Below are 5,023 nucleotides of genomic sequence, written 5' to 3'. Positions count from 1 at the left end.
GCCGAGGGCGGGCCCTCACGGAAATGCGGCTAAACATAGCGACCGCTTTGCAAGAGCATTACGGCACACGGGGCGGGAAGGGCGCGACCTTTGTCACGCCGCAGCGGCGATACGAGGTTGTGAACAAGTGGCGCCTGCAAGAAGAAAACCGCGGGAAGGCCTTGCCCGCCACAAAGCGCGATGTGAAGCGCATGATTGAACACCTCGACAAACATTACTTCGTATAAGTATTTGATTTTAAATAATAAAAAGCAGCACGCCGCCTAAGGGTAATCGTGCTGACTTTGCGGATGTTGGCTTGCGGCATTTGCGGCGTCGTCTTGGGGTCACCACCGGCAGCGTTCCAGTGAACGCGGGTGAACCAAGGACGTACCATGATCAACTACAGCGAGCGCGTAGCGCCGTTGGCATACGGCCCGAGGGAAGCCTGCAAGGCTTTGAATATCGGGCTGACCAACCTCTATGCGGAGATCAAAGCGAAGCGGATCCCAGTCCGCAAGCACGGCCGTCGCACGCTGATCGCAGCGCATGATCTGAAAGCTTGGCTCGACGCTCTGCCTTCCAGCGAGCGGAAGGTGGCCTAAGCACCATGCGTCTGGAAAGCACGAAACCCGGCGCTGGGGTAAGCGCCGGGCTCGCTAAGGCTTCATTCCTGGAATGCCTTGCGATCATACCAGCCCCTCCATCCTCGTCCAGCGCCTTGCGCGTCCCCATCGCGCCACGGGGCTGCATGCCGGCGCCATCCCACCGCTTTGCCGGCCTCGCGCCGCAGGAGGTGCGGCCATGAGGGCTCGCCGCAATGTCCTGGCGCTTGCTGGCAGCGACAAAGGGAGGGACGGCAATTGATGCCCCTCAACCATATCGCTCGCGTGCTGGGCGGCACCGTCACCGGAGGCCAGGTCGTGGCGCCCGGCCCCGGCCATCGCCCACACGACCGCAGCCTCTCGGTCAAAATTGGGAAGCATGGCAAGCTCATCGTCCATAGCCATGCCGGTGACGACCCCATGCGTTGCCTGACCTATGTCGAGCAGAAGCTCGGCGTGGTTTGGCAGCCGGAACCCGACGCGCTCAAGACGTTCGACCGCATGGAAACTCGCGCCATCAGGGTCAACGGGAACGCCAACGGCAACCATGCGCCCAAGGTCGATGGGCGGCAGGCGGCGGCTTTGCGCATCTGGGGGGAAGGGCTCGATCCGCGCGGGACTATCGTGGAGACCTATCTGGCCTCCCGCGCGCTCTTCATCCCCGATGGCGTCGCCATGTCCACGATCCGCTTCCATCCGAACGGTCCGTTCGGGCGGGGCGTTCGCCTCCCCTGCATGGTCGCGGCCATGCGCTCAATCGAGACGGGCGCCGTTGTCGCCATCCACCGCACGGCCCTGACACCGGAAGGCAGCAAGATCGACCGCATGATGCTGGGGCCGGCTGACGGCGCCGCCATCATGTTGGCTGAGCTGCACGCGGAGCGTGGCGCGCTCACGGTTGGCGAGGGTCTTGAAAGCGCCATGTCCGGTCTGGCGATGGGCTTTGCCCCAGCCTGGGCGATGGGCTCCGCCGGCGCCATCGGAAAGCTTCCGGTGCTCAACGGTGTGGACAGCCTCACCATCCTGGGCGAGCACGACAGCGGTGCGAGCGCCAAGGCAATCCGACAAGTTGGCAGCGCGTGGCGCGAGGCCGGCCGCGAGGTCTATATCGCGATGCCCAGGTCGGGGCTCGGCAATGACGCGAACGATGCATGGCGGCGGCGCGGCCACGACGATGCCGACGTGCTGGACGTGCGGGAGTTCGGGACCGATCCGGATGTGGATTTGCCCCCCGATAACCCGCCGTCGATCAAGGCAACGCCCTTCGTCCTGGCGGACCCACGCACCATTCCGACCCGCAAGTGGCTCTATGGCCGGCACTATATCCGCCAGTTTGTAAGCGCCACGGTCGCGACCGGCGGCGTCGGCAAGTCGAGCCTGGGACTTGCCGAGGTGATGGCGATGGTGACGGGCAAGCCCCTGCTCGGCGTATCTGTGGGGGCGCCCCTGAAGGCTTGGGTTTGGAACGGCGAGGATCCACGAGAGGAGCTGGAACGGCGCATCTCCGGCATCTGCTTGCACTACGGCATCAGCGCGAAGGATATCGCTGGACGGCTGTTCCTGGACAGCGGTCGCGATTTGCCGATCAAGCTAGTCGAGATGGGCAAGGGCGGACGCATAACCGTAGCCGTGCCGACTGTTGAAGGCATTGAGCGTGCCATCCAGGAGAATGGCATCGATCTGCTCATGATCGATCCATTCGTATCGTCCCATGGCGTCCCTGAGAATGATAACCTGGCAATCGACCGCGTCACCAAGACCTGGGCCGGGATTGCCGATCGAACGGGGTGTGCCATCGAGTTGGTGCATCACGTTCGAAAAGGGAATGGTTCTCAGGATGGGTATTCCGTTGAGGACGCTCGCGGCGGGTCTTCACTGATCGGAGCCGTCCGCAGCGCACGCGTCCTGAACGTCATGTCGAAGGACGAAGCGGAGCGCCTGAGCGTCGAGCCTGAGCACCGCAGGCTTCATTTCCGCGTTGATGACGGCAAAGCCAACATGGCTCCGCCAATGGATCGAGCGGTTTGGCGCAAGTTGGTCGGCGTCGGGCTCGGCAACGGGAACGAAACGGGGCCGGAGGACAAGGTTGGCGTCGTTACCGCTTGGGAAATGCCTGGCGTCTTGGATGAGGTCACGGCGCAGCATGTGGAGGAAATGCGCCGCGAAGTAAGGCGCGGAGAGTATCGACAAAACATCCAGGCAGGGAACTGGGCCGGCTACAAGGTCGGTGAGATTGTCGGCTTCGATGCCTCCTCGCCGGCCGGTAAGGCAAGGGCCAAGGCCATCCTCGCGACGTGGATTGCGACGAAGGCCTTGAAGATCGAGCAACGCCTCGATGAGCAACGGCGACAGCGGCAATTTGTGACTGCCGGTGACGACGCATGATCCTGCTCCACTTTACAAAACCAAGTGGAGCAGGAGTGGAGCAACTGGTGCACCGAAAGCTGCTCCACTCCACTCCTATATGGAGTGGAGCAACTGGAGTGGAGCAGAGCGCCGCAGGTTTCGAACTGGAGCAGGAGCGGAAACTCCTGTCGGCACAAACCCCGACCACCGTCTTGCTTCGCGGCGAATCCACCCTCGTTGAATGCCCATCAATAGCCCAGGACGGTCGCAGGACTGGGCTCTCCAATCGCAATTTTGGCGACATGGATCAGCTGCCCCCGCGCCCGGCCGGATGTCGGTCAATCGAGAGAGCGGAACCGCGCCATGGCTGAGCCGAGTCTGCCGATCGGACGCAGGGAAGGCGACGCCTTGTGGGCGGGAATCTCGAGACGCGCTTGCCGGGCTAATTCGCCACGGCGTAGATGCGCGGTCGAAACCCATGACCGCTACGGGCGAGAGGTGGCCACCTGCACGAATGCGGCCGAGCTCGACGTTGGAAGCGAAATGATTCGCCAAAGCTGGGGCAGTCCCATACTGGCGCTATGGCGGAGCCCGCTATTCCAAGGCGTATGACGAAGTATTGTCAGCCCATGTCGGGATGCATGCCGGAACGTTCATAGATCCGGAGCGATGGCGGAGGGGAGAGCGCTGGTATCCACGCGCCACCTCTATTTAGCTCGACTTTAGATCAGGCATGAAAAGGGGCGACGCCTTGCGGTGCCTCCCCTTAGTTGCCCGCGTGTACGCTACGTGCGGGATGGACTTAGCTGCGTCCAGGCGTCGTGTCTCATGAAGTGCGCCGCGCGGGCTTGTCGAGAACCGCCAATGTTTTGCTCATTCGAGCCAATGCGGGATCTGCAGCAGCGCCGCCTGGGGGGCGGTCGACTGCCTGCGATGCTTAAAGTTTAAGAGCCGGTTCGCTTCTTTCAGGGCCTCTTCTCTGGCACGGCCACTTGCGCTGTCCCGAACATCACCTCGTAAATGGATAGGTCGCTGTCTAGGTTCCACAGGTACAGCAGCACAGCCGCTAGCAGAACGACTATCAAAACAAACAGGCCGCCGGCTATTACGGCCATCCATTCAAGCAGGGTCATGACCGACTACCGGCCAGCCGCTTCCACCATGACCTTGCGTGCCGCTGATCTGTGAGAAGCCGCGTCGCCGTCTCCGCCTGCTGCCGATAGACGCGCGCCAGCATCTCGCGCAAAGCCTTTACCTCGGCATCCGGGGCGGCCAGTTGGACGGCCGTCTCGGGTGTCTGGTCGATCCTGATTTCGTACACGCGGCTCGGCTCGACCGGTTCAATTCGGTAGAAGCTGTCGGCATGGCGCTCGGCAGACAGTCGCCCGCTATTTATGGCGCCGACGCCTGCCAGCTTCGCTGCGTGGCCGAGGGTGAGGGGTTTCATGGGTGAGCCTCCGGTCACGGCGCACGGTCCCGCAGCGCACCACGCAACGGTTCACTGCGGTGACAGTCTCACGGCATCCTTAACGGAATACTACGCGGGCAGAGACCGGTCTGTCAGTCGACCAGATCAACGCATGGGGCGCCCACTAGCACTAGCATGGTCAAGTATTCAGGTAGATGTCGGGCTGGGTGGACCGACGACGGCATATTCGACGTGCTACCGTTGATGTACCGGGCCATTTGTCGCGAAGCGTTTAGCGTCCGCTTCCAAAGAAGCCATGATTTCTCGGTATTCTGTAATCATCGCGCTTCTTATTGGTGCGTCCGACCTGATGCAGTGGTCAAGCACAACGTTCGCCAATTCGTACGCCTCGCAGAGATCGAGAAAAACGTCGCTTGCGGCCAGATCAAAACGGGCCCGCCAATCAGGAAACCGCAATTTCAGACGTGCGCGACCGCGCTCTTGGATCCGGGTCATGGTTCCGACTTCGGTATATGAGGGCGTTCCATATGCTCCTCACCCTCGTCGATCATGGGCTTGGCGCAGTGCTCCTCAGCTGTCCCTAAGGACATCTGAGATCCCCGCTAAATAGATTGGCGATGCAATCACCGCTTGTTATTCTCGGCCAAGTTGTTGCTCGTCCCCG

General features: G+C 61.9%; 5 protein-coding genes. 3 read left to right on the top strand and 2 right to left on the bottom strand.

Annotated elements, in window-relative coordinates:
- The 3 genes from AC1DVA_RS26320 to AC1DVA_RS26310 all read left to right on the top strand — a co-directional run.
- Positions 1–227, top strand: a 227-nt coding sequence (locus tag AC1DVA_RS26320) for a hypothetical protein (RefSeq protein WP_476807840.1), incomplete at its 5' end; no start/stop codon positions are given.
- Positions 228–374: 147 nt separating this feature from the next.
- Entirely contained in the window at positions 375–584 is a 210-nt protein-coding gene (locus AC1DVA_RS26315; RefSeq protein ID WP_265052881.1) for a helix-turn-helix domain-containing protein, read from the top strand.
- Positions 585–845: 261 nt separating this feature from the next.
- Positions 846–2,969 carry an AAA family ATPase gene (locus AC1DVA_RS26310; protein ID WP_476807839.1) on the top strand — a complete coding sequence of 708 codons (2,124 nt, stop codon included), beginning with the start codon at positions 846–848 and terminating at the stop codon, positions 2,967–2,969.
- Positions 2,970–3,895: 926 nt separating this feature from the next.
- Here the strand turns inward: AC1DVA_RS26310 and AC1DVA_RS26305 are convergent.
- Positions 3,896–4,063, bottom strand: coding sequence for a hypothetical protein (locus AC1DVA_RS26305; protein WP_476807838.1), 168 nt, complete (start codon positions 4,061–4,063; stop codon positions 3,896–3,898).
- Positions 4,060–4,377, bottom strand: coding sequence for a hypothetical protein (locus AC1DVA_RS26300; protein ID WP_476807837.1), 318 nt, complete (start codon positions 4,375–4,377; stop codon positions 4,060–4,062). The genes AC1DVA_RS26305 and AC1DVA_RS26300 overlap by 4 nt, the downstream gene beginning before the upstream one ends.
- Between the last annotated feature and the right edge of the window lie 646 nt (positions 4,378–5,023).

It is taken from the genome of Allobosea sp. P4_C6 (genome assembly GCF_056402015.1).
This window is presented reverse-complemented; position numbering and strand designations above follow the sequence as displayed.

Coding starts and splice junctions, on each gene's coding strand:
- AC1DVA_RS26305 (WP_476807838.1), bottom strand. CDS start 4,063: ATGACCCTGCTTGAATGGATGGCCGTAATAGCCGGCGGCCTGTTTGTT.
- AC1DVA_RS26300 (WP_476807837.1), bottom strand. CDS start 4,377: ATGAAACCCCTCACCCTCGGCCACGCAGCGAAGCTGGCAGGCGTCGGC.
- AC1DVA_RS26315 (WP_265052881.1), top strand. CDS start 375: ATGATCAACTACAGCGAGCGCGTAGCGCCGTTGGCATACGGCCCGAGG.
- AC1DVA_RS26310 (WP_476807839.1), top strand. CDS start 846: ATGCCCCTCAACCATATCGCTCGCGTGCTGGGCGGCACCGTCACCGGA.